The sequence below is a fragment of the Paraburkholderia caribensis genome, from assembly GCF_002902945.1.
GTDB lineage: Bacteria > Pseudomonadota > Gammaproteobacteria > Burkholderiales > Burkholderiaceae > Paraburkholderia > Paraburkholderia caribensis.
In genome coordinates this window covers 456,197-481,788 of record NZ_CP026103.1, presented here as the reverse complement: position 1 = coordinate 481,788, position 25,592 = coordinate 456,197, and the positions used below count along the sequence as shown (strand labels likewise).

Sequence of the window (25,592 nt, the reverse complement as noted above, 5' to 3'; positions counted from 1 at the left end):
GCTTCATCTCTCGCTTAACGAATGTTGATTTTCACTGGAACAGCAATAATCTGTCCCGTTGTCTTGTCGACGCCTGCGATGGCGGTGGTCAGCGTACCCGTTGCCTGTGCGCGCTCGATCGCCTGATAGGCCGGCGACATTGGATCCAGCTTGTTCAAAACGGCATCGATCCATTCTTTTGAAAGCTGCATGTTCCCACCAGCACCGTCTGGCGATAGTTTAAATGTCCCGTTGTTTATCTGCTTGCTGTCGATAACCAACGTGACATCCCCGGAAGCACTTTCGAATACGTGATCGAAACCGTTGTTCGCGCCATACTTCCCCCCCGATAAGACCGTGTACCCTTCGCTCGCTCCAATCGAATTGATCAACTTCTCAGTCAACCGACCCTCACGGTCACCGTCCCGGAGAATCGTTTGTACGAGAGCTTGCTGCTCCGAGGTCTGCGCAGCCAAGACACAACTGCTCTGACAGACCTTGGTTGCGTTAACGTACCCTGAAGCAGTGGGCGAAACGGCGCTGGTATCTCCAAGACCTGCTAATCCCTTCGCACTCCCCGTGTGACTGGCTACGGCTCCGGCCGTCGACGCCCCTGCCTGAGCAACAGAGTCCGCCGCCTTGCCTCCGCTCACCCCCAGTCTTCCCAATGCACCGGCGATATCACCCGCCAGCGCAGGAGCACTGACGAATCCAAGCACCTCGATCAATGTGGACTGGTCGGCCTGCGCCAGCTTTGCACGCTGCCATTCAGCGCTTGTCACACCGCTCAGAAGCTGTTGCTCTTGTGCTTCGATCTGCTGCTTTTTCGCTGGATCATCTCCATACAACGCTTTCTCCTGCTGCAGAGCCTGGATTGCGGATGTAACCTCGTCGACTTTTGCCCCACAGGAATATGCATCGGCGCACGGTTGCTGCGCCAACTTCAACACATCGGAATATTGTTTCTGTCCGTTTGCGCTCGGATTTTGAGTTCCCCAGCGAGCCTGTTGCTCTGGCGTCATGGATCCGTCGGCATTTCCGCCCCACAACGGGTGAGCGCGCTCTTCCGGAGTGGCATCAAAGATCCCTGGTGCCGCATTTTGAGCAATGAATTGCTTTGCCTTTTCATCACTGCCTCCCGTGCTCTGTGCATAGTTGTCCACGATGGCGTATCCCGCCGACAGCAAACTTCGGTACGCGTCTTCCTCACTGATATCGCGACCAGTCTGAGATTTATAGAAATCCGCGTACTTCTTCGCGTTCGCCTTAGCCCAGTCTCTTTCTGACTGGTGTAGTTGTCGGTTGTACAGGTCCGCCCCGAGCGCACCGTTCGCCCCACTCATCGCACCGCCGGCACCGCCCAGCGCGCCCCCTGCCAGCGCGCCCGCAAGCCCCGACGCTATGTTCGAAGCCAGACTGCCACCCGCTGAATCGCCCATTGCGCCGGCTACCGCGTTGCCGGCGATGTCGCCCGCAACGGTGCCGCCCACCGCACCCGCCACGTTGCCCCCGCCCAACGCGGCGCCTACGCCAGCGATAGCGGCATGCGCCGCGATTCGAGCAGCGCCGTCATTGCCCCAGAGCGCGAGTTGCTGATTCGCCGTGTCGAGATCGGCCTGTGCCTGAGCTGCGGCCTTGGTGTCACCCGCAGCTATTGCCGCATCTTTTGCCTCTTGCGCTTTCTCGGCCCTTTTCGCTGCGTCGTCTTCGAGCTTCGTCGCAATATCCCCGACAACCTGCATCCCGACCTGTACGGCGCCCTGCTGAACCGCCATGTCGTTTTGCACTTTCTGGGCATCGAACGTGTTCTTCACCGCGCCATCGTTCGCACTTGCAGCGTCACGGCTTAGACCCGCCGTGCTGTCGTGACCAGTCCCAGCATCGCCGCGCACCACGATCGTTCCCGCACTCACCGCAGCGTACGTCGTTCCGGACTGACTGCCGCTCACTCCGGCCATACCGAAACCGGACGGCCCGAGTTGATTGGGACTTGCGCCTGCGACACCGTTAGGCTGGACGGGTGCGCTGAACGTCGTGCCTTGCGGCGCGCTCTTGCCTGCTGCTCCGCTCACGCTAAGGCCCAGCGTCGCCCCGGAGTAGTCGGACGTGTTCTCCAGGTTCGTGTAGCCGAACGTCTGCGTCGACAATACATTCTTGTCTGCCGTCGCCGTGCTTCCAATCACCCCGCCGTCGAGCTGCGTGTGATTGCCAACCTGGACGTTGAACCCACCGCTGCCAGCATAGATACCGCTCTGCTGATCGACCGAGCGGTAGTTGTCCTTGATCCATTGATCACTGACACTTGCGCTTCCGCTAACCGTCGTGCCATAGCAGATCGGCGGCACGCAGATGCTCATGTTGAATCCGCCGCTCACCTGTTTGCTGTCGTAGGTATTGGTGTCCTGCACACTCTGGATGTTCAGGTCACGACCGACATTCGCATCGACCGTTTTGCCCGAAACTTCCGCGCCACGCAGGTTCGTATCGCGCCCGCTCGTAATGGACAGATTGTCGGCAGCGGCAATCTGGGTATCGCGATTCGTTACGCTGTCGCCATTCGCATGGCCCTTGGCCGCACTTGCTGCGAGTTCGATGGTGAAGCCGTTCTGCTGTCCGCCCAGTGCGAATCCGACGCCGATGCTCGCATTACTGCTGCTATTGCTACTTGACTGATGCGTCAGATCCTGGGCGCTTTGGAGGTTGATGTCCCGTGCTGCGTTGAGCACGACGTCGTTGCCGGAAATCAGCGTGCCGCGAGAATTGATGTCCCCATCCTCAGCAAACCCGTGGGCATCCTTCGCGCCGCTGCCAGTTGCCACCAGTTTCACGGTGCCGCCCGCGTCGAGCGTGCTGCCACTCGTCGCAATCGAGCTTTGCTGCGATTCGCTATGGCTACTGCCCCCGCCGATGCTCACTGTCGCCTTTACGAGCGCCTGATTGCTCTTGCCCGAACTCGCAAACTGCTCCGCTGCGTTGACGGCGTCGTAGGTGGCCAACGCCGCCTTCGCGTCATCCAGCGCACTCAAGCGCGAATCGCTCGACCGGTTCGGACCTGTCGCCTGATTGACGGCCGCAACTGCGTTGCCCGCCGCGCCGCCGAGCGCGAGCGTCACGCCATACTGGCTCGCGCTCTGGCTGAGGCTGCTTTGCTGCGCATCGGTGCCCGGGTCAAGATTGAGGTTGGCACCGATTAGCGTCAGATCTTTACCTGCCGACAGGTCTGATCCCTGAACTGTCACGTCCCGCTTCGCATCCAGGGTCACATTGCCGCTCTGGCTCACGATCTGACTGCGGATCGTGCTTTGCGTCTGTCCGGCCTGATCCTGCATCGAATGGCTGTTCGCCACGCCGACCGAGAACCCCGTACCCGTGCTGTTGCTGCCCAGACTGCCGAACTGATGCCCGCTCTGCTCCTGATGGTTCGAATTGGTATCGGTGCCGGCGAGCACGTTGATCGACCCTTGACTGGCGATCAGATCGACGCCTTGCGTGCCGCTGATGCCCGAACCGATCACATCGATATCGCCTGTATGGCTCTTGACGATCACGCTGTTACCCCTGACAACCGTCGCGTTCTGCTGTGTCGAAGCAGACGCGCCATTCGATGCATTGCTGCTCGCGTTGTAAGGCGACGGGCTGATGCCGCTGCTGTTCGGCCCACCATTTACCCAGCGCGACAGGTCGCCGAGACTTGGACTTGCCAGTTGGAATCCCGTGCTGGAACTGCTCGACTGCATGCTTTGCTGGTATTGATCCGTCGACGCCTGGAAGATCACGCTGTGGTTCGCGTCGAACGTCGCTGTGCCGCCCGCCTGGATCAGTGATCCCGTCACGGTGATGTCACCGTCGATGGGCGCGCCACGCATGCTCACCGCACCGCCCGTAGCCGTCAGCGTCACGTTGCCGGCACCGCGAATGGTACTGCCCGTGTTCGTCACGCTGGAGACGTCGCTCGAACTCGAACTGCGGGTACTTCCATAAGACAGCGTGACGGACGGTGTATCGAGCGCACTGGCAGCAAGCTCATTGCCAATACCCTGCGCCCGCTTGAACGCCGTCCCGGAGTCGTTCGCCTTCGACAGGTTGCGAGCGGTGTCGAGCGGCGTGCCCGTAATACCAGCGGTGAAGCCGCTTGAGCGCGACTCCTGCTGCTGATGGACCTGCGCTTCATCGTGCGCGGGGTCGATCGTGATGTTCTGCGCGCGCAGGGCGATATTGCCCGTCGCGCCGGACACGTCGCCCGCCGCCTTGCCGGCAACGATGTCGCTGCCGCCGATGTGCATGTCGCCACCCGCGACGATCGATACGTTACCCTGCACGCTGCCGACCGTACTCCCCGAACCACTCTGCGTAACCGAGGTGCCCGAGTACGAAGACTTCACATCGCTCGATCCGACGGAGAAACCGATACCACCCGACCCCGACAACCCCGACTTGTGCTCGTGATGGTACGAGCTCTCTTCGTTGGTTTCCGTTGCCGCGACGATATTTACATCGTGTCCGGCGTTCAGCGCGACATTGCCGGTCGCGGCGAGGGCGCTGCCCACTACGTTGAGATCGTTGCCTGCCTGCGCTGTGACTGATCCCGCCGATACCAGCGAGCCAACCGCCAGCGTCTGCTTCGAATGTGACGCATCTTCGGTTTCCTCGTGAGACATCAATCCCGAGTGACTGGTCTTCGACCAGCTGTCCGCGACGTGTGTCTCATCGACGAAGCCAAGCGTGATGTCGCCCGTCGCCGCCAGAGTGGCGCTGCCGCCACTTGTGGTCTTCCCATTCGCGTCGGTCGTGCCCGTCACAATCGTGGAGCCGAGCACGGTCAGATTGCCCTTGCTATCGATGGCGGCAGGCGCGTCGATTCCGGCGTAGGTCTTGAGCGCCGCGCGCGCCAGATCGGATTGCCCTGCGCCAACCGCTATGTTATTGCCAGCCTCTACGTTCGTGCCGCGAACCGCCTCGTCGTATGAAGACTTGCTGTAGTTGGCAATCGAGCCGCCCAGCGACGCTTCGCTATGAGAATGCGTGTCCTTCGATGCTGACAGCGTGAGGTCGCCGCCTGCGATGAGGGTGGCATCCTTCGACGCCCTCACGTTCGCATCGATGAAAGTCGCGTTCTGCCCAGCGACGGCGAGCAGCGTGCCGCCCGAAGCGATCTCGCTGCCGAGGCTTTGCGTCACGGTGTCGTGACCATAGCTTCTGCCGCCATCGGCCACGACGTCCTGCGACGTCGTAGCCGTATCGGTCTGCAGCGTCAGGTTGCGCCCGGCCCCGACAAGTGCGTCGCCGCCAGCCTGGATGTTCGCGCCCGTCAGCGTCACGTCGCGTCCCGCAACCACTGCGACGCTGCCTGTTGCGCTGATCGTCGCGACGGGTCCGACGACCGTGCCTGTCGCCGTCGACGTGAAGTCGCCATCCCGCAATGTTCTGGACACGCTAGCCGTCTGGGTCTCGCTGATGACATCGCGACCCGCCTGCACGATCACGTCCGCGCCGCCGATGCGCCCGCCGACGTTGCGCACATCCTGAACCGCCGACACGGTCGTCGTCCCGGCACTGCCGATCACGCCGCTATTCGTAATGTTATTGCCGATGATCGTGGTCGCCACATCGCTGACAATATGGCCACTGTTGTTCACATCGCCGCTCGCGTTCAGGCTCACGCTGTTGCCGGCGACGAGCGCGCCGCTTGCCGAAAGGTCAACCGTATCCGACTGCGCAAGATACACCTGCGGCACGAGCACGCTCTGATGCGAACCGTCTGGCAACGTCACGTCCTGCGAGACGAGCCACACCATATCGGTTGTGAGTTGCGACATCTGTTCGGGCGTCAGCGCAACGCCCGCTGTCAGCCCGAATTCCTTCGCATACTTCACGCCGTTGTTCATCAACGCCGTGTATTCGTCGAGGTTGTCCGTATAACCGGTGAGGAAGGTGCGGCCAGTCAACTGCGTGATCTGGTTGCGCACGAGCGTCTCTTCGTACATACCGTCGCCCACACGCTTCTCGACCTTCGAAGGATCGAGGTCAAGCTGGTTGAGCATGTAATCGCTCGATACGAAGTTCGTGTACTGGGTGAAGCGCGGGTCCGTCGCGACGAGATAGGTCGCGCCGGGTGCCGTGTTGTATTTGTACAGGCCATTCGACGGCAGCTTCAGATTGGGAATGCCGCCTGACAGACCACCCACTGTTTGCGGCCGGATCGGACCACCCGTCACGCCGCCCGCCTGTGCACCGCTCAACGACTGTGGATTGGCAGACTGCCCGGCGACTGAACCCGTCTGCGTTCCATTCTGCCCGCCCGGTTCGAGACGTCGCCCGACGTCGTGATGCCGAGCGCACCATTGCCCGCATGCTGGATCGAGCCGCTATCGTTGACGACGCTATTCGCCGCGACCGTCAAGCTGTTTGCATTCGATGAGACTGCGCCGCCCGTGTTGTCGAAAGCGCCGCCCGCGTGAATTGTCTGGTCCGTGGTGCCGTATTGTGTGAGCTTGCCGCCACGATTCGTCAGATTGCCGGCGGCCGACACGCTCAACGCATCGCCGTCGATGCTGCCGTTCGTGTTGTCGATGGATGCGGCGGATATACGGGTTGTCGTACTGGAAAGCGTGCCGCCGGTATTATCCAGCGCGCCCGCCGCAGACGCATCGAGCGCACCGCCGGCAGTGATATTGCCGGCGCGGTTATCGATTGACTGCGCCTGAACGTTTGCGTCGCTCGCCGCATTGAGTTGCCCCTGGTTCGACAGCGCTCCCGCCGATATCTGCAAGGCACCGTTCGTACCGATCACGCCACCAGAAGCGCCCGACGCTGTCGTCCCCGTCGCGTTGACCAATGCACCCGTAGTGGTCAGCGACATGCCATCGCCATTCAGCGACACGAGCCGGCCAGCGGTGTTGTCAATCGAACCCGCATTGACAGATGCACGCGCGGCCGACTGAATGACGCCAGTACGATTGTCGAGTGCGTGCGATGCGCTCAGATCGAGCGCCGACTGCGAGACGATCTGCCCGCCGACGTTCGAGACATCCGACGCGGCGAGTTGCATTGCGCCGCCGCTCGACAGCTTGCCCTGCGCAACGGACAGCGTACCGGCTGCGTTTGCGCTCAACGCGCCGCCTGCCACTGTCGTCGTGCCTGACAGGTCGATATCAGAACCGCTCGCATTGAGCGCGAGATTGCCGCTGCCAGCAACTGTGCCATCGCCGTTCACGCCTGCGCCTAGCGTACCGCCTGACTTGATGCTCGCTGCACTGAGGGACGCGCTTTGTTGCGCCGCGAGCGTCCCGCTGTTCGTGAGCGCGCCCGACGTGCTGGCACTAATGTTCTGCTGTGCGTATGTCGTGCCGCTGTTGTCGATGCCGTCCCGCGCATTCGCGCTGATGTTGCCCGTCGCGTTGGTTTGTCCGGCGAGCACCAGCTTGCCTTGTGTGGTCAGAACCAGATCGCCCGCCTGCGCGGCAAGCACACCCTTGTTCGACACGCCGACGCCGTTCTCCGTGCCGACCAGCACGATACGGTTCGCGTACATGCCGCCGAGACTGCTCACATCGATCGACACACCCGGCGCCGGGCCGTCGCCCGCGATGGGCGTGGCGTTGAGCGTATCGTGATCGACGCTGTTTGCGCCCGTCACGACATTGAGGTTCTTTGCATAGATCGCGGCGTTCGCCTGCACCGCGCGTGAAATCAGATCGACCTGGTCGACGTTCGACGCATTCAGGCCCGCACCCTGAATGCTGATGCTGCCGCCCGTTACGTTAAAGCCCGTCAGCGACCCATCGGGACCGTAGTTCGGCGTGCCTGTCGTCAGAATCGCGCGCGACGTGTTGATGAATCCGCCGCCATTCACCGATATTCCCGAGCCGTTCGCGATGACGACTTCAGCCCGGTTGCCCGCGACTTCAACATAACCGTTGATCTGGCTGGCCGCGCGGCTATTGACCTGATTGACGATGATCTTCGCGGACTGGTTCGCCCCGAAGTTCGGATTGCCGTTGATGTACCCCGCCTGCTGCGTGTTGACGATGGTGGGCGAGTTGTTCAGGACCACGCCCGCCTTCGGCACATCGAACTGCGTATAGCCGTTGATCGATACACCCGCTGCCGAAGGGCGCGTGACGTTGACCTGCTGGATGCCGTTCGCGGTCTGGATGACAGTCGGACGATGTGCGCCCGCGTTCGGATCGGCCACGACCTGCGCAAAGGCCGTCGCCAGCCCGAAAACGGTCAGGCCCGTTGCCGCCAGGACGGAGCGCAGTACCGCGCCGACAGCGGCGCGCGTCGCTGCCGACACGTCGCCCGTCGTTTCGCCCTGATTCTTTTTTCCCGTCGCAGCGGCGGTTTCCTCAACTGCGACGAGCATTCCCCGGAACCGGCTGAATACCAGCCGGTAAGCTCTCTTGTTCATTTTTTATGCGCTGCCGTAGTGCTAAAAGCGCGCGTAATGTATCAGATACATTTAGTAACAACTGTCAAACCGTGCAAGGTTGATGCGAGGGCGCAACATTTCATGCAAAGCGCATGATGGGCAAAACCGTGTCCGCGCGCGGGACGCGCGCCGCCCATGAACAGCGCGAGCCTGCCCGCATTGCCCAACGTCGTATTCATCGCGCTGGCGGCGAAGCGGCTCAGTCAGCCGCCGGGCACGCTCCTGGAATTGCTGCCAGGCAGCGATCCGAGCGGCAAATGGATGAGTGAATAGCTGGCGCTTCCGCTTCGCCTATCGACGCCCCTCTGCCGTCAATGCATCGAAGTCGATCGACGTCAGCTCGCCGATTCTTTCGATCGTAATGTCGGGGTCGGGATACTTCGCGATCTCTCTGGCATCGAGCGCATAGTGGCCCTGGCGCGGGAAGATCGTCGTCAGGCGGTCGCCCCATTGCTCCTTCATCGCGGTGAGGATGCGCAGCTTGTCGTCGACCATCACGTAGTGGCGCGCCGGATAATGGGCGATCACGTCGTCGAGCATCAGTTCCTTGTGAATGTAGATCAGCACGCGCCCTTCCACTTCGTCCCACAGGCCCGAGCGCGAAACCTTGCGCGGCTGGAACACGACGTCGCCATCGGAAAGGATCGCCGTCTTGCCGAACTCGCTCGCATAGCGCAGCGCATCGAGCGCACCGGGAAACACGCGGTTGGCAAACGGGTAATCGATCAGATAGCACGACATCAACAATAGCTGCGTGTCGTCGTCGTGCACGGTGCGATAGCGCTGCAACGCGCCGAGATAATCCGCATAGCCGAGCTCGCTGCGTAGATCCTCGAAGATCTGCCAGTAGCGCGCGCTATTTTCTTCGCCGAACTGCCGCGTCATGTGCGTGCGCAGGTCAGTCAGCACGTGATCGTTGTCGAGCAGCGTGTTATCGACGTCGAACAGAAAGACGACGTCGTTGTTTGATGGTGTGTTCATGCACGTTACCTCGCCTCGGTCGTCTGTGCCCGTCGAGCACGGTGGACGGCGCCGCGCCCGGGCGCAGATGCGCGCCGCGACACGTCGTCGTTTGCGCTAAGAGCCGCGAAGCGCGATGAAGTTCGCGACGGCCGGTATGCGCGATCAGCGCAAAGACTAGCACTGTCGATCGACGCGCGCCGCCGATGGTGCGTGCACGCGTTGCGCGGCCGCCCTTTGCCGGGTCGGCGCTTGCATGTTCAAGGAAAGGCGTATATCGCCGTGCGCCTGTAGACAGACGTTGCGCGGAAGGCGTCGGGGGCGCCGGGGGCGGCAGACAGTTAGTTGCGAATTAACGAACCACACGGTTGCCCCCGCCGATGAGCGTCCTCACCCGTGGTGAACCGCCGCCTGGCGCGCGTTCACGCAACCGCCGTCAGTCCGTCACCAGGCGCTCATCAGACGAAACCCCGCCGATCCGAGTATTGGTGTTTGCATCGATCGAATCGCGGCTGCCATCCAGACCCTTGCCGCGTCGCCAGCTGGCCGGCGGCATGCCGAACTCCCGCTTGAACGCGCGATTAAACGCCGCCTCCGATTCATACCCGACCTGCTCGGCCACTGCCGCCAGCGTCTGGTTCCCGTCCCGCAACGCCTGCGCTGCGACCTGCAGACGCCATCGGGCAAGGTACTGCATGGGCGGCTGGCCCAGCAGTTCCGTGAAGCGCTGCGCCAGCGCCGAACGCGAGAGGCCGACCTTGCGCGCGAGCTCTTCGACCGTCCAGCCATAGGCGGGTTGCGCGTGCAGCATGGCGAGCGCGCGGCCAACGAAACGATCGCCCACGCCCGCCAGCCAGCCCTTGCGATCCGCCGGCAGCGCCTCGATGCAACGTTGCACCGCCTTCACGAAAAGCAACTCCGAAAGCCGCGCCAGCACGATTGCGCTGCCGACGCGCCAGTCGGCCGCTTCGTTGGCCGCGAGCTTCAACGACGATTCGAGCCACGCCGATTGCGGATCGTTGCGCATGTCGACCTTGAAGAGTCGTGGCAATGCTGAAAGGACCGGATTCGTCAACGAATCGTCGCAGGCAAGAAAGCCGCAGATGATCCGCGTGTGCGCGCCACCGCCACCGTAGTTCAACGTCATCACTTCACCCGGCGAGGTACTCAGATACTTCGACATCAACTCGTCTGAAGGCGCGGGCTCGACGTCGAGTGAACTGCCCATCAGATGCGCTTCGCCTTGCGGCACGACAAGAAGTTCGCCCGCATCGACACGAATCGCAGAAGCAGGATCGTCAACAAGGGCAGCCCGGCAACTGCCTTCAGTGATGAGGTGATAGGACACGATGCGTTCGGCGCGCGGCAGAAACGTGGCGCACAGCTCCGATGTGACTTCCCCGACGACACACCAGGGTGCGGTTAAGTCGGCGTTTAGATACACCGCCCCTCCGAGACGCACCACGCGAAGGACATCCGAGAAAGCATCCATGACAGCGCCCATCAGTTTCGGCGTCCTGCGCAAAACATCTGGACGCCTGGTCATTCCTCGAACCAGCTTGCGTGCCGATACTGGCACTCACGCAATTCTGCAACAAAGAACGGTGAAGCGCTCATGAAATGTCGAACGAGCGGCCACCGCTTTATCCGGAGACAAACATGAGTCACGCGGATATCTATCGAGGCCAGTGCTTTTGCGGCGCCGTCCAGTTCACGTTGATTGGCAAGCCTGCGGGAATGGGCTATTGCCATTGCGAGTCGTGCCGCCGCTGGTCGGCCAGCCCGATCAATGCATTCACGCTGTGGAGCCCCGACGCTCTGTGCGTCACGCATGGTGCCGACGACATCAGCACGTACAACAAGACACCGCACAGTTATCGCAAGTGGTGCAGGTTGTGCGGTGGACATCTCTTCACGGTGCATCCGGGACTCGGCCTGATCGATGTCTATGCCGCGGTTGTAGACGACTTCCCCTATGCAGCGGGTGTGCACGTTCACTACCCCGAGTCCGTGCTCCCTATGAACGATGGCCTGCCAAAATTCAGGGACCTGCCTGGCGAAATGGGCGGCTCGGGCATCTCCGCAGTCGAGTAAACGTCGCGTAGCTGTCGCGTCTTCCAGATCAAGTCCGACTTGCCCGTTCGCCGCGCGGGCACGCTCGCAGCAGGCATTCGCGGCGTCATCCGACACGCAGCAGAACCATGCAATTGCGCATCGCTGCCCTGGCCTTTCAGGAGTTCTTCATGTCCGCTGTTGATTCCGCTCTCGCACCCGTTGCAGACTTCGCCGCCGTCAAGGTTCGCCAGCAGGCGGCCTGGTCGACGGGCAACTATGCCGTTGTCGGCACCACGCTGCAAATCGTTGGAGAGAACCTCTGCGAAGCGCTCGATATGCGTGCCGGTAGTCGCGTGCTCGACGTTGCCGCCGGTAACGGCAACGCGACGCTCGCCGCTGCGCGCCGCTATTGCGACGTCACGTCGACCGACTACGTCGCCTCGCTGCTCGATGCCGGCCGTGCGCGCGCGCAAGCCGAAGGGCTTGCCGTGCAGTTCCAGGAAGCGGACGCTGAAGCGCTCCCCTTCGCGGATGCCTCGTTCGACATCGTGATGTCGACCTTCGGCGTGATGTTCACACCAGACCAGCAGAAAGCGGCCGCCGAACTCGCGCGTGTTTGCAAACCGGGCGGACGGATCGGTCTCGCGAACTGGACACCGGAGAGTTTCATCGGACAGCTATTCAAGACGATCGGCAAGTACATCCCGCCGCCGGCAGGCGTGAAGTCGCCAGCACTCTGGGGCACGAAGGCACACGTCGAAGCGCTTTTCGGCGCCAACGCCCGGAACATCATCGCAGCGAGCCGCGATTTCACGTTCCGCTACCGGTCGCCTGAGCATTTCGTCGACGTGTTCCGCACCTTCTACGGGCCGATGAACAAGGCGTTTGCCGCACTCGAAGGCGAGCCGCAGGCGGCGTTTCTGCGCGACCTGATGACACTGATCGAGAGCCGTAACCGTTCGAACGACGCGACGCTCGTCCTGCCGAGCGAGTATCTCGAAGTCGTAGTGGAACGCGCATGAGTGGAGTCTGACGCCGGGCGTCCCGTCGATTCATCCGGACACCGCTTTTCCTGTATCGACTGACTTCGCTGCGCTTCGCGCGCGGCGAAGTCCCGCGATGCGCCGCGGCACGGCACACGTGTCTGTTTCAGTCCAACTTCCACTCAAGGTCTGTCGGCCGCGCGACGACGCTTCCGCCCGCCGCGAACCCGCAGAGGCAGCTGAAAGGTCCACCAGACAAGGCTTGCAGCAATGTGGCATGGACTCTGCGAGTACACGGCATTCATGCCGCTACGCAATCGGTCACACGATCGAACAGAGGACATCATGCTCATCTATTTATTCCAGTTGTTGAGAAAGGCACTCGACCGTGCTGAACATAGCCGCCGTGACGCGTACCTTGCAGCCTCGGTCGACATCGTCGAACTCGAACGCCGCATGCATGCGAGCGAATATGACTGAGGCACGCGCGCCGACGTCCCGATCCAACTTTCGAACTGTCTGAACAACATGGACATCACAGTCGCATCGCAATCCTCTTCATCCGTCACATCGGTGATCGCACTGCATTGCTCCGGCTCGGGAGCGGCGCAATGGCGCAAACTCGGCGAAGCCCTTGGCGCGCGTCACGCGTTCGTCGCGCCCGAGCACTACGGCTGCGACAGCACGGGGCCGTGGAGCGGCGAGCGCGCGTTCACGCTCGCCGACGAGGCCGCGAAGACACTGGGCATCATCGACGCATCGCGCGGCAAGGTGCATCTCGTCGGCCACTCGTATGGCGGTGGCGTGGCGTTGCGCGCGGCCGTCGAGCGGCCCGAGCGTATCGCGAGTCTGACGCTATACGAGCCCTCGGCGTTTCATCTGCTCAAGACGATGGGCTCATACGGAGCCCACGCGCTGGCGGAAATCGTCGCAATCTCGAAGCGCACCGCCGATGGCGTGAACTGTGGCGACTATCGGGGCGCGGCTGCTTCATTCGTCGATTACTGGGGCGGCCGGGGCGCATGGGAAGCATTGCGCCCCTCGGTGCAGGACGCACTCACGCGCTGGGCGCCGAAGGCGCCACTCGACTTTCGCGCGCTGCTCGACGAACGCACGCCCGCCAGCGCGTACACCGGTTTGCGTGTTCCGGCGCTGATCATGCGCGGCCAGCACGCGCCCATTCCGACCCGCGCCATTGCCGAGCGATTGCCGATGTTGCTGCCGGCGGCGCGACTTGCGATCGTCGAAGGGGCAGGACATATGGGCCCCGTCACGCACGCCGACAAGGTCAATGCGGCCATCGTGCGGCATATTGCGGAGGCAGATGCGATCGCTTGATCGCGCCGACGTCGACGCCGATATATCGATATCGATGTCGAGCTGCCGCGACCTGAAATACAAAGCGGCGCACGCGGCGCCGCTTCACACGACACAAGAAACATTCACGCTCAGGGCTGCCGTGCCTGCGCCGCTGCCGGACAATGCGGGTCCTTGCCCCAATGTCCATCGCAAACGCGCCAGCGGCACAGTTGCTCTTCGAAGAAACCGTGCTGGCCACATTCGTTGATGCGTTCGGCGAGCGTCGCTGTGGGATTGCCAGCCGCGCCCACTTTCTTCGCCGCGGCCTGGGCATCGGCGGGCTGGTCGGATCGGGTCGAAGCGGGCTTGGTGCGCGCGACGAGCGCGGCGAGCAGATCGGCATCGGAATCGTCCTTCGATTCCTGCTTGCCGTTCGGCTTCTTCGCGCGCGACGCCACGGCCGCTTTGCTTTCCTTCGAATGGCGCTCTTCCGCGAGCTGCCGCTTATCGTGTTTACCGTGCGCCGCTTTCGATGCCGTGTCGGCATGCTTCGAGCTCGCGGCACTGGCGGGCTTCGCAGTATCGTCGGTGTTCGTGCCTGACACGATTGCCGCTGATGCATGCTCGTCCGATGCGCCCGCACCATCCGCCAACGCACGCGACAACCGGCTGCCGTCGTCATTCGATGCCTGTGCGCGCGGCATATCCTTGCTCGCATCGTCAGCGGCGACGATGGTAGCGGGCGCCGCAGCCGGCACGGCGGAAGCCGACACACTCGCCGTCACACCGCTCGCGAGCCGGACGCTCGACGCCACGACAGTGGACGCTCCATTCGCCGCATCCTTCTGCGCGGCGGCCGCTGCAACCTTCGCCGCCGAAGCACGATGCTGCAACTGATAGGCACCCACACCACCCGCGGCGATCACCAGCGCCGCCACGACGAGGGGCAGCGCGCGCGAACGCTTCGGCTTCTGGTTCGCGGAAGGATCGACGCGTCCTTCGAGATTGGCAAGAATGCGCGAACCACCCGCTTGCCCATCTTTAGCCGGCTCGGATAGCAGACTGGGTGGGACTTTTGAGTTCGATTCAGGCGCACTCATTCACTGTCTCTTGGAAACTGGTTAATATTCGAGAGGAAAATGTGTAAAAGCCCCTCCTCGGGGCACGCCTGATTCTAAGATCAAGCATTACAAAAAACAATTGCCGCGAATTTCCGGGGTTTCCTTTGATTGCCGTCGCACTCGTCGTCTATTTCGCCATTGCTGTTCTACTTGCGGCAATCGTCCTATTGCCGCCAGTCCGTTTAACAATTCTTGGCGGCATAGCAGTTTGGCATGCGCGATTCATGCGGCGCGCATCAAATAACGTACTGAAAGCTAAAGCGCAATTAAGCTATTCGGCAAAAATGTCTCAAACGACAATTGCCGATATGCAAAACTTACTGGCACGCCGGCGCTTGCTGATTTTAACCACCACAGGTATTCTTGCGACGCCGCCATTAGTAGCCGTCGCATTACGCGGCAAACAGTTATTCCAGTTCGATGACGTTTCCAGGTCACCGGACGAAAAAATCGCCCAATTGCTCAATGGCGAACAGCTGGTGCCGCCTCCGCCGCTGCCGCCCGAAGCCTTTGCGACACAAGAGGTCGAGCAGATCCGGCCCGCGCTGAAAGACGCGAGCCGCGACTGGAATATGCTCGATGCCGATTTCCGGACGCGTCTGTTGCTCGTTTATAAAATCATGCGTGAGCAACATGGCTATGAGATGGCTTTACTGGAAGGTTACCGGAGTCCGGAAAGGCAAAACCGCCTTGCGCAAATGGGTAGCAATGTCACAAACGCAGCCGCATTCCAAAGCTATCATCAATACGGTCTCGCTGCCGACAATGCCTTTTTGCGCGATGGCAAGATCGTCATTTCCGAAAAAGATCCGTGGGCCATGCAAGGCTACCAGTTATACGGACAAGTCGCCGAGCAAGTGGGGCTGACCTGGGGCGGGCGATGGAAAATGATGGACCTCGGACACGTCGAATATCACAAGCCCGGTTTCGTGCTCGGCCGCAATCGATAAAATGTTAAATCGCACTTTTTACCCGCCATCCAACACATGAATTGCGGCATTTCCAATCTTACTCAAGACGCATTGAAACGATCGGTCGAATGATCGTTAAAGGCTGATTAAGCCGCATTAGACGTCTTTTCACACGCTATTCCTATCATCAAGACCTGACAGGCTTATGCAACGCTTCCTCAACGGGTTGACCTCCAGACGCACGCTGACCGTCATCGGCGTGCTCGCGCTAGCGGCCGTGCTATTCGCCGGCGCGGACTTCTTCCAGATCGATCCCGTTTGGCCGGCCATCGCGGTCGGCGCGCTGATTGCGCTATTGCTCGTCACGTGGCTCGTCAGACGCCTCCGCATTCGCCGCGCGAACAGCAAGCTCGGCGAGATGCTCGAACAACAGGCGCAAGCAGGCAGCGAAGCGACGGCCGCCGCGCCCGCGCGTGGCGCGGATCTCGACGTGCTGCGCACGCGTCTCGTCGACGCCGTGAAGACGATCAAGACGTCGAAGATCGGGCAAACGTCGGGCGGCTCGGCGCTCTACGAATTGCCGTGGTACATCGTGATCGGCAATCCCGCAGCGGGCAAGAGCAGCGCGGTGCTGAACTCGGGCCTGCAATTTCCGTTTGCCGACAAGAACGACGCCGTCGTGCATGGCATTGGCGGCACGCGAAACTGCGACTGGTTCTTCACCACGGAAGGCATACTGCTCGACACGGCGGGCCGCTATTCGGTGCATGAAGAAGACCGCACCGAATGGCTCGGCTTTCTTGGCCTGCTCAAACGTTTTCGTCCGAAGGCGCCCATCAACGGGATCATCGTCACCGCGAGCATTGCGGAACTGACGGGCAACAAGCCGGAGTTCGCGATCAACCTCGCGAAGAATCTGCGGCAGCGCGTGCAGGAACTGACCGACAAGCTCGAAGTATTCGCCCCCGTCTACGTGATGTTCACGAAGGCGGATCTGATCACCGGCTTCACGGAATTTTTCAGCGGCGGCGAGCGTCACGAGTACGACCGGGCGTGGGGCGCCACCCTGCCCTACCAGCCCGACGAGAAGCGCGATGTGGTCGCGCAGTTCGACGAGCACTTCGAAGAGCTCTACGAAGGCCTGAAAGAAATCAGCGTGGCACAACTGTCGATCAGCCGCGGCAACAAGCTCTCGCCCGGACAATTGAGCTTCCCGCTCGAATTCTCGACGATCAAGCCATCGCTGCGCGCGTTCATCGCCACGCTGTTCGAGAACAACCCGTTCCAGCACAAACCGATTTTTCGCGGCTTCTATTTCACGAGCGCGCTGCAGGAAGGCGAGACGAACAGCGCCGCCGCGCAGCGCATCGCCAATCGCTTCGGCCTCAGCCCGGACGCATTGCCGAAGCCTCACAGCACCTTTTCGAAGAACGGCTTCTTCCTGCGCGACCTGTTTTCAAAGGTCATTTTCGCGGACCGTCAGACGGTGCGGCAGTTCGCCAGTCCCGCCAAGACCCGCTTGCGTTATGCGACGTTCTTCAGCTTCGTCGTGATTTTGGCGCTTGCGCTGGGCGGCTGGACCTGGTCGACGATCGGCAACCAGCAACTCACCGCCAACGTGCAAGCCGACCTCGACAACGTCACGCGCATGCAGCAGGGCCGCAACGATCTGCAATCGCGCCTGCAAGCGATGGACGTGCTCGAAGACCGCATCGAGCAACTCGAACAGTTCCGCCGCGAGCGGCCGCTTTCCGTCTCGCTTGGCCTGTATCAGGGCGACCGCCTCGAACAGCGCCTGCTGACCGAGTACTACAACGGCATCAGGCAGATCATGCTGGCGCCCGTGTCGCAGAGCCTCGCGTCGTTCCTGAAGGACGTGGATGCGCATCCCGAGCAGCTCGCGCCGATGACGCACGCGCCCGACTCCGGCGCCATTCCCGTGTCCGCGCACACGGCGATGACGTCGGCGAATCAGGGCGGCCTCTACAGCGATGCGTCGCCGACCAACGTCGAGGATGCGTACAACGCGCTGAAGACCTATCTGATGCTCTCCGACAAGCGCCACGTCGAAACCGCGCATCTCACCGATCAGGTCGCACGCTTCTGGCGCGGCTGGCTCGAACAGAATCGCGGCAACATGCCGCGCGACGAGATGATCAAGAGCGCCGAACGGATGATCACGTTCTATCTGTCACGCGTGAGCGACGACGACTGGCCGATGATCGACGCGAATCTGTCGCTGGTCGACCAGACGCGCGACAACCTGCGCCGCGTGGTGCGCGGCATGCCCGCCCGCCAGCGCGTGTATGAAGAGATCAAGGCGCGCGCGTCGACGCGCTTCGCGCCGATGACGATTGCGCGCATCGTCGGTGAAAACAACACGGGGCTGATCGCAGGCAGCTATGCGATTCCGGGCACCTTCACGCGCGACGCGTGGTTCCAGTACGTGCAGCCCGCGATCCGCGACGCCGCGACGAAAGAGCTGCAGGCGAAGGACTGGGTGCTCAACACGTCCGCGCGTGACGACCTCACGCTCGAAGGCAGCCCCGAGCAGATCCAGAAGGCGCTGGTCGGCATGTACAAGACCGAGTATGCGCAGCACTGGCAGAAGTTCATGCAGGGCATTGCGGTGCAGAGTTTCGGCAACTTTAACCAGGCTGTCGAAGCCATGAACCGTCTCGGCGATCCGCAAGACTCGCCGATCCGCAAGGTACTCGAAACCGCGTATGAGCAAACCTCGTGGGACAACCCGTCGCTGGCGAATGTTGCCTTGAAGAGCGCGCAAGGCGGCGTCGTGAACTGGGTCAAGCAGTGGTTCTCGCGCACGCCCGCCTCGCAACTGAACGCGAACGTCGATATCAACGGCAAGCCTGTCGATCTCCCCATGGGCCCCGTCGGCGCGGATTTCGCGGGGCTCGCGCGCATTGCCGTGAAGAACGGCGACGTGTCGTTGCTGCGCGGCTATATGGACTCGCTGTCGAAGGTACGCACGCGCTTCAACGTGTTGAAGAACCAGGGCGATCCGGGTCCGGGCGCGCGTCAACTGATGCAGCAGACGCTCGACGGCAACGGCTCCGAACTCGCGGACTCGCTCAAGTACGTCGACGAACAGATGCTCACGGGCCTTACCGACGCGCAACGCAAGGCGCTGCGTCCGCTGCTCGTGCGTCCGCTGATGCAGGCGTATGCCGTGGTGATCCAGCCTGCCAGCGCCGAAGTCAACAAGGTCTGGAACGCGCAGGTGTATCAGCCGTTCCAGGCGTCGCTGGCGAGCAAGTATCCGTTTGCGGGCGACGCGAAGGTCGAGGCAGGCGCGAGCGAGATCGCGCAGATCTTCGGGCCCGATGGCGCCGTCGCGAAGTTCGTCGGCAGCACGCTCGGACCGCTCGCGGTGCGGCGCGGCGACACGCTCACGGCGCGCACGTGGGGCGACATGGGCCTCGCGCTGGCGCCCGACTTCACCAACGGCTTCGCGCGCTGGGTCGCGCCGCTTGCAGGCGGCGCGGCGGGCGGCGCACAGGGTGCATCGGAACCGCAGACGGTGTTCCAGATCCTGCCGCAGCCGAGCAGCGGCACGACGGAGTACACGGTGGCCATCGACGGCCAGCAACTGCGCTATCGCAACACGCCGCCGCAATGGACCAACTTCGTGTGGCCGAATCCTTCCGGCTCGCCGGGCGCGACGCTGTCGGCCACGACCTTCGACGGCCGCACCGTGCAACTCGTCAACGAGCCAGGACGCTATGGCCTCGAAAAGCTCATCAACACCGCGCAACGCTCGCGCCGCCCGGACGGCACCTTCGATCTCACGTGGACGCAAGGCAGCGTGAGCGTGTCGGTGAGCATGCGGATCATCAGCACGTCGCAGGCGACGGCAAGCGGCGACGCGCCTCAACAACAATCTCTGCGCGGCCTGAAGCTGCCTTCATCGATTGCCGATGTGGGTACGCCCACAGGCGCTGCGGCGACGGCCTCGACGGCCTCGACGCCCGCGGCCACGTCGCCGACGGCGACGGCAGCCGTTGCCGCCACCAACAACGGGAGCGCGCAATGAGCCAGACCGTGCAGGCGCAGATCGCCTATTTCGGCAAGATTCCGTCGCGCGGCGACTTCGTGAAGAGCGCGCACAATCCGCAGTTGCTGCAAACGCTCGACCGCTGGATCGCGCAAGCCATGGAACTGCTTGCGGAAGATCCGCGCTGGAAGATCGTCTATGAAAGCGCGAAGCCGATGCACTTCGCGTTTCTCGGCTCGCGCAGCAAGCTCGCCATCGCGGGTCATATGGTCGCGAGCCAGGATCAATCGGCGCGGCGCTTTCCGTTTCTCGCGGCCACGGCGCTCGAAGTGGACCGGCCGCTGGCGTTCTTCGCGCGCAGCCCGCTCGCCTTTGCACGGCTATGGTCGCGCGTTGCCACGCAGATGAAACCGCTGCTCGATTCGACGGAACCGGCGGGCGCATTGCAGGCGCTCGGCGAAACGCAAGTGCCGATCGAAATTGCGGGGCCGGGCAATCCGCATGACGGCACGTTCAACGACTTCGTCGAACATCAAACGCTGTCCGGTCTCGAACAGATGCTGCTCGCAAGCGGACACCCGGTGCGGCTGCGCGGCGCGATGCTCGCGCTCGGTTCGCTGCTGCGCCCCGTGATGACGAGCGGAACATCGCACCTCGAACGCGGTCTCACGTTGCCGTTACCGAGTGATCCGTTCTATCGTTCGCTGGTCGCCGCGTTCTGGCTCGAACTGATCGCGCCGTTCGTCGCGCATGCCGATTTCGAACTCGCCATTTTCATGGGCACCATCGCGCAACGGGAACGCCTCGTGATCGGCTTCAATGGCGCATCGGCGAAAACGCTGCACAGTGTCGTCGATCCGCAGGCGTACGCACAGCACAACATCGACATCGACGATCCCGAATGGATCGACGAACACGCACAAAACGACCATGGCATCAGCAAGCTCGTCAGTTACCTCGATCAACCGCAACTCTCGCTGCGTGTCAGCATCGACACGTTTCGCGAAGCGTTTGCAGGAGCCTGAGACCATGACGACGCGAATCAGGCGCAACGTGATCGCGGCGGCACTGCTCGCCGTAACGTCAAGCGGTGCAGCACTCGCCGACAATGCCGGCCCGGCGAACGTCACGCCCGTCGACAACAGCGGCGTCAAGATTCACACCACGGTTCTGCCCGCGCCCACGCCTGCCTCCGTGCCGAACGTGTCCGCGACCGCGTCCGCATCTGCAAGTCCTGTCGCGACGGGCGCCGTCAGATCCGCGCCGCCCGCGGCGAACGCGGTGCCGGGCCAGGTCGTCGTCGGCGGCAAGCTGCCCGATGAAGCCACCAAGGCAGCCGTGCTCGCGCGCTTGCGCGACACGTATGGCGCGGCGAACGTCGTCGATCAGATCGAAATCGGCGACGTCGCGACGCCGCCAAACTGGAGCGCGAACGTACAGAAGCTGATCGGGCCGGAGTTGAAGCAGATCAGCAAGGGGCAACTGAAGATCGACGGCACGTCGATCGAAGTGAAAGGCGAAGTGCGCAACGAGGCGCAGCGCCAGCAGCTTGCAAGCGACATGGCGAGCGCGTTGAACCCGACCTACACGATCCGCAACGCGTTGCGCGTCAGCGCCTCGGAACAGGGTCTGCTCGATCAGACGCTAGCCAATCGCACCATCGAATTCGAAACGGGCAGCGCGACATTGACGCCGCAAGGCCGCGCGATTCTCGATCAGATGTCGGCTGTGCTCACCAGGATGACGACGAAGCAGGTCGAGATCATCGGGCACACGGACGCATCCGGTAATCGCTCGACGAATGTCGCGCTGAGTCAGGCGCGTGCGGATGCCGTGAAGGGCTATCTGGTCACAAAGGGCATTTCACCGCAGCAACTGTCGACGCTCGGCGTCGGACCGGACCAGCCGATCGCCTCGAACGATACGGCCGATGGCCGCGCGCGCAATCGACGCATCGAATTCCGCGCGGGTTCGTAATGCGGCGTCTGGCCTAGTTATTCTCTTCGGGCTTCACGCCCAGCATCTCGCGGATATGCGACAGCGAGCCGTCGTCCTTGACGACGGTCGCGAGCCACTGATGCAAGGGCATATCGGCCCACTCCGCAGCCTTGTCGGCGAGATACGCGGCTGGGCTGTGCGGCTCCGTGTGACGAAAGAAGCGCGCGACCGCGCGCAATTGCGCCACCGCCTGCGCCCGGGTTTGAATGACGCCCGGCGTCGGATTCGGCAGGTTCGTGGTCGATATGGGCAACGGTAGCTCCTCCAGCGGTGCCGTCCTGAACGACGGCTCACTGCGCGCTTCGACAGCTTCGGGTTGGGCACGCGGCGCGGCCTGGCTTTGCACCGGCGTTTGCGTCGGCGGTAGCGTGTTCGCGCCTACGTCTTTTGCGAAACGCTCCGCAAGCCGATAAACCGCTTCATACGCATCCTTCGCCTGCCGGAAACTCGGCGCCGCATCGCCGGCGTGACGCTCCAGCTCGCTTTCGAGCGACAGCATCGCCGCCTCGAATGCGCGCAGACCGGCGAGCAGGACTGTATAGAAAGCGGGCTGCGTCGAGCGTTTCGACATCTCGATCTGTTCATTCGACGGCTTGCCGCGCGCGATATCGTCCGCATGGTCGGGGTCACGCCTGATCGCCTGCGCAACATGCGTGGCGACGTCCCAATCGAGCGTGCTGAACGAACTGCCGGGCGCCTGCGTGACGGGAAACGCGCGCAGCAATTCCGCCGTGCGCACCACCAGCCAGCCGATATTGCCGAGCCGGTACTCCGCATCGTCGCCATCCACGAGAGGATGCACGCTGCTCCAGTAGCGTTCGCACAAGCCCGCGAGCAGCGCATAGCCTTGCGTGAGACCGGCCACGCCTTCTTCGATCGCAAGCGCTTCCGTCAGCCATGCGGCAAGTCGCAGATCCTTCGTCCGGGTCAGAAGCAACGTCGTGCATTGCTCGATGACGAACGACCAGTCGGCCTCCTTGATCTCGGTGACCCATTCGCCCTGATCCAGCGACGCATCGTCGAAACGGCGCGCATGCTGGATCGCATCGAATTCCGACGAGAACAGTAAGTCGTCGCCGCATGGCGACGCGTCGCTGATCGGTTCAAGCAACGTGGTGAAATTGGTCGGCATGTTTCTGGTGAACCTCAGGCAACGGTATATTCGAACTCGCCCGCTTGCGTCGCGCGCGCGCCGATGCGCTTGACAGGCACGCCATCGGCGATGCGTTCGAGCACATGCTGCGCGATGTCGGGCAGCAATGTGCCGTTAAGAATGTGATCGACATTGCGTGCGCCCGAATCCACTTCGGTGCAGCGTGCGAGCACGGCTTCGACGAGCGACTCGTCCCATTCGAAGGCCGCCTTGTGATTGGTTTCGATTCGGTGCCGGATGCGTTCGAGCTTCAATTCGATGATCTCGACCAACACGTCGTCGGCAATCGGGTAGTACGGCACGACCTTCATGCGGCCAAGAAAGGCTGGCTTGAACGCCTTGTACAACTGCGGGCGCAACATTTCGGCAAGTGATCCGGCATCGGGCATGTCCTCGTCGTTCTTGTTCAGGCACGCCTGCATCACCGCAGATGAACCGACATTCGAAGTCAGGATGATCAGCGTATTGCGAAAATCGATCTCGCGCCCTTCGGCGTCGTCCATCGTGCCTTTATCGAATACCTGGAAGAACATCTCCAGCACGTCCGGGTGCGCTTTTTCAACTTCATCGAGCAACAAGACGGAATAGGGATTGCGCCGCACTGCTTCCGTCAGCACGCCGCCTTCGCCGTAACCCACGTAGCCCGGCGGAGAACCCTTCAGCCCGGAAACGCTGTGGGCCTCCTGGTACTCGCTCATATTGATCGTGATCATCTTGCGCTCGCCGCCATACAGAACGTCGGCCAGCGCGAGCGCCGTCTCCGTCTTGCCGACACCCGATGGCCCGACGAACATGAATACGCCGCGCGGCTTGTTGGGATCTTCGAGATTGGCGCTTGCCGTGCGCACGCGTTGCGCAATCGCTTCGAGTGCATGATCCTGGCCGATCACGCGCGCGCTCAACAACGGCTGCAGATTCAGCACCGTGCGCAACTCATCCTTCACCATGCGGCCAAGCGGAATGCCCGTCCATGAAGCGACGATCTCAGCGACGACATGCGCGTCTACCTGCAACGGCACCATCGGTGCGGTCTTCTGCACGTCTGCCAGTTCGGCGACGCGACGTTCCAGCGTTTCGCGCGCGCTGGCGAGTTCGTCTTCGTGACAATTGCCGTCGCGCGCCGCGTCGATCCTTTCCCGCAACGCGACGATTTCACCGACGATCATGCGCTCCTTCTCATACCGCGCCCGATCGTGCGCAAGCCGTTCGACGTCGATCGCGCGCTGCTCGCGCAATGCCGCGAGGCGCTCATCGTGCGATGCGCCGCTCGCCGTCTCGCGCTCCAATGCCGCGATTTCGGCGTCGATGCGTTCCAGACGCTTGCTGGTATCGTCGATTGCGGCGGGCGTCGCACTTTGTGCAAGCGCGACCTTCGCGCAGGCCGTGTCGAGCACGCTGATCGCCTTGTCCGGCAACTGACGTCCGCTGATATAGCGATGTGACAGACGCACGGCTTCCGTGATCGCGTTGTCGAGAATGCGGACGTTGAAGTGCTTTTCCATCAACGAAGCCATGCCGCGCAACATCGCAGCGGCAAGCGTTTCATTCGGCTCTTCGATCTTCACGACCTGAAAGCGTCGCGCAAGGGCCGCATCCTTCTCGAAGTACTTTTTGTACTCACTCCATGTCGTCGCGGCAATCGTGCGCAATTCGCCGCGCGCCAATGCCGGCTTCAGCAGATTCGCCGCATCGTTCTGTCCAGCCGCGCCGCCAGCGCCGATCATGGTATGCGCTTCATCAATAAAGAGAATGATGGGATGCGCGCTTTTCTTCACCTCGTCGATCACGCTTTTCAAGCGGTTCTCGAACTCGCCCTTGACGCTCGCGCCAGCTTGCAGCAACCCCATGTCGAGCACGTGCAGCGCGACGCCGCGTAGCGGCGGTGGCACGTCGTCGGCGGCGATGCGCAGTGCGAGCCCTTCGACCACGGCCGTTTTACCAACGCCCGCTTCGCCCGTCATGATCGGATTGTTCTGGCGGCGGCGCATCAGGATGTCGATGGCCTGACGAATCTCGGCTTCGCGGCCGATCACAGGGTCGATATGGCCATCGCGCGCGCGTTGCGTGAGGTTCGTCGTATAGGTATCGAGCGCTGGTGTCTTCGACGCGGCATTCGGGCGCGCAGAGTCTTCTGTCGAAGCCGCCGGTTCCGCAGTCGCCGACCCGATTTCGCTTTCACGCGAACCTTGCGTCAATTCAACGAAACTGTGCTTCAATTCCGTCACGCGTACTTTCGCAAACAGCGGCGACATGCGCTGCGCGAATTGCGCGAGATCCGGCGCACTCAACAAGGCAAGCAACAGATGCCCTGAACGAATGCGCGCGATCTGCGAATCCAGCGACGCAATCAGCCACGCCTGCTCGAAGAGCGCAATCAGATGCACCGAGAAAACGGGCGTGCGTGTATTGCCCGTCTTCAGGCGTCCCAGTTCGCGTTCGAGATCGGCGCGCAATGCATGGATATCGATGTCGCTCGCGCGCACGACGAGTGGCACGTCTGTCGCGGCTTCATCGAGCAATGCGCCGAACAGGTGTTCGAGATCGACCTCATAGTGGCCGCGCGCCAGGCAGCGGCTCGCCGCTTGCTCCGCTGCCTCGCGGCACGTCGGGTTGAGTTTGGCGATCAGGGTCTTCAATGGCGTGCTCATGGCGTACTGTCCGATGTGTCGTGCGTGTCGTTGTTTTGG

13 protein-coding genes and 3 pseudogenes are annotated in these 25,592 nt (G+C 62.2%); 9 read left to right on the top strand and 7 right to left on the bottom strand.

What is annotated here, in order from left to right; genetic code table 11:
* Positions 1–14: 14 nt before the first annotated feature.
* Both C2L66_RS31590 and C2L66_RS31585 read right to left on the bottom strand, forming a co-directional pair.
* Positions 15–6,197, bottom strand: a pseudogene (locus C2L66_RS31590) (hemagglutinin repeat-containing protein); the annotation flags it as partial.
* Between the two features lie 68 nt (positions 6,198–6,265).
* Positions 6,266–8,389: pseudogene (locus C2L66_RS31585) on the bottom strand (two-partner secretion domain-containing protein); the annotation flags it as partial.
* A gap of 141 nt (positions 8,390–8,530) precedes the next feature.
* Between C2L66_RS31585 and C2L66_RS31580 the strand changes: the two are divergent.
* Positions 8,531–8,683: pseudogene (locus C2L66_RS31580) on the top strand (LysR family transcriptional regulator); the annotation flags it as partial.
* Positions 8,684–8,701: 18 nt separating this feature from the next.
* Here C2L66_RS31580 and C2L66_RS31575 read toward each other — a convergent pair.
* Positions 8,702–9,391 carry an HAD family hydrolase gene (locus C2L66_RS31575; RefSeq protein WP_054931756.1) on the bottom strand — a complete coding sequence of 230 codons (690 nt, stop codon included), beginning with the start codon at positions 9,389–9,391 and terminating at the stop codon, positions 8,702–8,704.
* Between the two features lie 415 nt (positions 9,392–9,806).
* Positions 9,807–10,862, bottom strand: a complete 1,056-nt coding sequence (locus C2L66_RS31570) for an AraC family transcriptional regulator (protein WP_060610768.1) — start codon at positions 10,860–10,862, stop codon at positions 9,807–9,809.
* 167 nt (positions 10,863–11,029) lie between these two features.
* Between C2L66_RS31570 and C2L66_RS31565 the strand changes: the two genes are divergently transcribed.
* From C2L66_RS31565 to C2L66_RS31550, 4 genes are all read left to right on the top strand, one after another.
* Positions 11,030–11,464 carry a GFA family protein gene (locus C2L66_RS31565; RefSeq protein WP_060610235.1) on the top strand — a complete coding sequence of 145 codons (435 nt, stop codon included), beginning with the start codon at positions 11,030–11,032 and terminating at the stop codon, positions 11,462–11,464.
* Positions 11,465–11,613: 149 nt separating this feature from the next.
* The gene (locus C2L66_RS31560; protein WP_060610765.1) at positions 11,614–12,447 is read left to right on the top strand and encodes a class I SAM-dependent methyltransferase; all 834 of its coding nucleotides are present in this window, start codon (positions 11,614–11,616) and stop codon (positions 12,445–12,447) included.
* A 306-nt stretch (positions 12,448–12,753) separates the two neighbouring features.
* Complete coding sequence (locus C2L66_RS31555) at positions 12,754–12,888, top strand: DUF3563 family protein (protein ID WP_082670552.1); 135 nt, start codon at positions 12,754–12,756, stop codon at positions 12,886–12,888.
* Between the two features lie 48 nt (positions 12,889–12,936).
* The gene (locus C2L66_RS31550; RefSeq protein ID WP_054931754.1) at positions 12,937–13,746 is read left to right on the top strand and encodes an alpha/beta fold hydrolase; all 810 of its coding nucleotides are present in this window, start codon (positions 12,937–12,939) and stop codon (positions 13,744–13,746) included.
* A 110-nt stretch (positions 13,747–13,856) separates the two neighbouring features.
* On the opposite strand, the gene C2L66_RS31545 is transcribed toward C2L66_RS31550, so the two are convergent.
* The gene (locus C2L66_RS31545; protein WP_060610233.1) at positions 13,857–14,807 is read right to left on the bottom strand and encodes a hypothetical protein; all 951 of its coding nucleotides are present in this window, start codon (positions 14,805–14,807) and stop codon (positions 13,857–13,859) included.
* A gap of 125 nt (positions 14,808–14,932) precedes the next feature.
* Between C2L66_RS31545 and C2L66_RS31540 the strand changes: the two genes are divergently transcribed.
* The 4 genes from C2L66_RS31540 to C2L66_RS31525 all read left to right on the top strand — a co-directional run bounded on the left by C2L66_RS31540 (position 14,933) and on the right by C2L66_RS31525 (position 21,731).
* Positions 14,933–15,778, top strand: coding sequence for a M15 family metallopeptidase (locus C2L66_RS31540; protein WP_060610229.1), 846 nt, complete (start codon positions 14,933–14,935; stop codon positions 15,776–15,778).
* Positions 15,779–15,944: 166 nt separating this feature from the next.
* On the top strand, positions 15,945–19,793 hold the full coding sequence (gene tssM, locus C2L66_RS31535) for a type VI secretion system membrane subunit TssM (protein ID WP_060610227.1): 3,849 nt from the start codon (positions 15,945–15,947) through the stop codon (positions 19,791–19,793).
* Positions 19,790–20,779 carry a type VI secretion system-associated protein TagF gene (gene tagF / locus C2L66_RS31530; protein WP_054931750.1) on the top strand — a complete coding sequence of 330 codons (990 nt, stop codon included), beginning with the start codon at positions 19,790–19,792 and terminating at the stop codon, positions 20,777–20,779. Before tssM ends, tagF begins: the two co-directional genes overlap by 4 nt.
* A 4-nt stretch (positions 20,780–20,783) precedes the next feature.
* Positions 20,784–21,731, top strand: a complete 948-nt coding sequence (locus C2L66_RS31525) for an OmpA family protein (protein ID WP_060610217.1) — start codon at positions 20,784–20,786, stop codon at positions 21,729–21,731.
* A 13-nt stretch (positions 21,732–21,744) separates the two neighbouring features.
* Here C2L66_RS31525 and tssA read toward each other — a convergent pair whose 3' ends face one another.
* On the bottom strand, positions 21,745–22,884 hold the full coding sequence (gene tssA, locus C2L66_RS31520; protein ID WP_060610214.1) for a type VI secretion system protein TssA: 1,140 nt from the start codon (positions 22,882–22,884) through the stop codon (positions 21,745–21,747).
* A 14-nt stretch (positions 22,885–22,898) separates the two neighbouring features.
* On the bottom strand, positions 22,899–25,553 hold the full coding sequence (gene tssH, locus C2L66_RS31515; RefSeq protein WP_060610212.1) for a type VI secretion system ATPase TssH: 2,655 nt from the start codon (positions 25,551–25,553) through the stop codon (positions 22,899–22,901).
* Positions 25,554–25,592 lie beyond the last annotated feature (39 nt).